The sequence below is a fragment of the Candidatus Aquicultor sp. genome, from assembly GCF_054640775.1.
The window spans coordinates 1-2,898 of sequence record NZ_JBTSLF010000283.1; the positions used below are offsets into that span (position 1 = coordinate 1).

The 2,898-nt window shown below is 50.1% G+C and carries 3 protein-coding genes; 1 reads left to right on the top strand and 2 read right to left on the bottom strand.

Features of this window, described 5'->3' with window-relative positions; all coding sequences use genetic code 11:
- On the top strand, nucleotides 1-575 hold a 575-nt coding region (locus ACYC56_RS14190), incomplete at its 5' end, for a UPF0182 family protein (RefSeq protein ID WP_461374823.1).
- Between the two features lie 138 nt (nucleotides 576-713).
- On the opposite strand, the gene ACYC56_RS14195 is transcribed toward ACYC56_RS14190, so the two are convergent.
- Both ACYC56_RS14195 and ACYC56_RS14200 read right to left on the bottom strand, forming a co-directional pair.
- Entirely contained in the window at nucleotides 714-1,118 is a 405-nt protein-coding gene (locus ACYC56_RS14195; RefSeq protein ID WP_461374824.1) for a cobalamin B12-binding domain-containing protein, read from the bottom strand.
- A 95-nt stretch (nucleotides 1,119-1,213) separates the two neighbouring features.
- Nucleotides 1,214-2,890 carry an acyl-CoA mutase large subunit family protein gene (locus ACYC56_RS14200; protein WP_461374825.1) on the bottom strand — a complete coding sequence of 559 codons (1,677 nt, stop codon included), beginning with the start codon at nucleotides 2,888-2,890 and terminating at the stop codon, nucleotides 1,214-1,216.
- Between the last annotated feature and the right edge of the window lie 8 nt (nucleotides 2,891-2,898).

Below are 2,898 nucleotides of genomic sequence, written 5' to 3' on the forward strand. Positions count from 1 at the left end.
CCCCCCAGAAAAAGGACAACATGGCCGCCTGGATGGCCGTTAAGTGCGATTTTCCTGATTTCGGAAAATTTGTGGTCTATCGTTTTCCCAAGCAACGACTGGTCTATGGTCCTAAGCAGATTGAATCCCGCATCAACCAGGATCCGGAAATTTCCCGGCAGCTCTCCTTGTGGGACCAGCGCGGTTCAAAGGTGACCCTGGGAACCCTTCTGGTCATCCCTATCGAAGGGTCCCTGATTTATGTTCAACCCTTGTATATCAAGGCCGAGAGCGGCCAGATCCCTGAACTTAAACGGGTCATCGTGGCCTATGAAAACCAGATCGCCATGGAAGAAACCATGGAAAAATCCCTGGGTCGTATCTTCGGGCAGGATATGAAGAAGCCAAAGGAAGAATTAAGCGCCCTGCCTGCAACCGAAGGAAAATCCCAACCCTCCCAATCCCTGGGTAGTCTGGCCTGGCAGCACTATCAAAAGGCTCGAAACGCCTTGAAGCAGGAAAACTGGACAGCCTATGGACAGGCCTTAAAAGATCTGGAACAGGTATTGATCCAACTGAAGGAAGGGAAAAAATAATAAGCTCATCGCCAAAAGATTTGGTGATGAGCGAATGGTTCAAGGAGTCAAGGAGTCAAGGATTCAAGGGGAGTAGGGTCCGAGGGAGTTTTATAATAGAACGTTTGGGAAACATTCTAAGATTAATAGTGTAAAAATTTATCTCGGTTTGATATTTTCTCTTACCCAGTCGGCAATGCTGTCCAGCTTAGATCCGGGGGTAAAGATTTCTTTGACCCCCATTTGTTTTAAGGATTGAATATCCTCCTCGGGGAAGATCCCGCCGCCGATCAGAGCGATATCTTCGGCCCCGTTTTCTTTAAGCAGATCCAGAACCTGAGGGAATAAATAGTTATGGGCCCCGGCCAGACTGGATAAACCAATCAGGTCCACGTCCTCCTGGATGGCGGCCTGAACGATCTGTTCCGGCGTCTGATGCAATCCGGTGTAGACTACTTCAAACCCGGCATCCCTAAAGGCCCTGGCGATAATACGAGCCCCGCGATCGTGTCCGTCCAGTCCGGGTTTTCCGACCAATATCCTGATCTTTCGTTCCTGTTTCATACAATTTTCATCCTTTTCTTAGACAGGATTTACTGGATTACCTGGATTGTTTTGCCGGGTCTTTAATTCCGCAATCCACAATCCGAAATCCCCAATCAGTAGATTCCCGGATCGCGATAAACGCCGAAAACCTTTCGGTATACATCACAACATTCCTGCAAGGTGGCCTGTTCTTTGACGGCCTCGATCAGAAAAGGCATGATATTTTCCTGACCGGCACAGGCATCACCCAACCGATCCAGACATTGGCGAACTTTTTTACTGTTCCGATCATTTTTGACAGCCTGGGTACGGGCAGTCTGCCGTGTTTCCAAATCCGGATCTATTTTCAAAATCTCCACCGGCGGGGCCTCTTCGGTCTCGTATTTATTGACGCCTACCATAATTTTTTCCCGCCGGTCGATCTGCTGCTGAAACTTATAGGCCGCATCGGCGATCTCCATCTGGGGGTAATGCCGTTCCAGGGCCTCGACCATTCCGCCCAGATCATCAATTTTCTGAATGTACTCCATAGCCCTGGCCTCCATCTCATTAGTCAGGGCTTCGACAAAATAAGAACCTCCCAAGGGATCAATAGTGTTGGCCGCACCTGATTCTTCTGCGATGATTTGTTGGGTTCGTAAGGCAATCGTCGCTGCTTCTTCGGTCGGTATGGCCAGGACCTCATCCAGAGAATTGGTATGCAGCGATTGGGTCCCTCCCAGAACGGCTGACAGGGCTTGGAGAGCGGTTCGGATGACATTATTATAGGGTTGCTGGGCGGTCAGCGAACAACCGGCCGTCTGGGTATGAAAACGCAGCCACCAGGACCTGGGGTTTTGGGCCTTAAAACGTTCCTTCATAAACCGGGCCCACATCCTGCGAGCGGCCCGGTATTTGGCGATTTCTTCAAAAAAATCAACGTGGGCATTAAAGAAAAAAGAAAGGCGGGGGGCGAAATCATCCACCTTCAGACCCCGCTCGACCGCAGCTTGAACATAAGCCAACCCGTCAGCCAGGGTAAAGGCCAGTTCCTGAACGGCGGTGGAGCCGGCCTCCCGGATATGATAGCCACTGATGCTGATAGTATTCCAGCGGGGGACTTCTTTGGTTCCGAATTCGACCGTGTCCACCACCAATCGTACCGATGGCCTGGGGGGACACATAAAGGTCTTTTGGGCAGCGAATTCTTTCAACATATCATTCTGAATAGTTCCGCCCAGCTTGTTTCTGGGGATGCCTCTTTTTTCAGCCATGGCGATATACATGGCCCAGATCACTGAGGCCGGAGGGTTGATAGTCATCGAAGTGGTAATGCGGTCGATCGGCAAACCTTCAAAGAGAATTTCCATATCTTTCAAGGTATCAATGGCCACCCCGCATTTTCCGCATTCTCCCCGGGCCATCGGAGAATCGGTGTCGTAGCCCATAAGGGTAGGCATATCAAAGGCCGTGGACAAACCGGTTTGCCCCTGTTGCACCAAATAGTGAAAACGCTTATTGGTATTTTCGGCCGAACCCAGTCCGGCAAACATGCGCATGGTCCACAGGCGGCCCCGGTACATGGATGGCTGGACCCCGCGGGTAAAAGGATAAGAACAAGGGAAAGAAATATCCTTTTCAAAATCCATATCCGAGATATCTTCCGGGGTATAAAGGTCTTTTATCTCCAAATCGGAAACCGTGGAAAATCGTTTTTTTCGTTCCGGCATCAGGGAAAACTGGGAAGATAATTCCCGTTTCCAGACCCCTGTTCCTTTCTTGACCTCATCTATCTGGTCTTCTTTAAACATAGCTACCT

What these genes read in the sequence shown, in the direction of transcription:
- ACYC56_RS14195 (WP_461374824.1), bottom strand. Translation starts at nt 1,118, where the DNA reads ATGAAACAGGAACGAAAGATCAGGATATTGGTCGGAAAACCCGGACTG.
- ACYC56_RS14200 (WP_461374825.1), bottom strand. Translation starts at nt 2,890, where the DNA reads ATGTTTAAAGAAGACCAGATAGATGAGGTCAAGAAAGGAACAGGGGTC.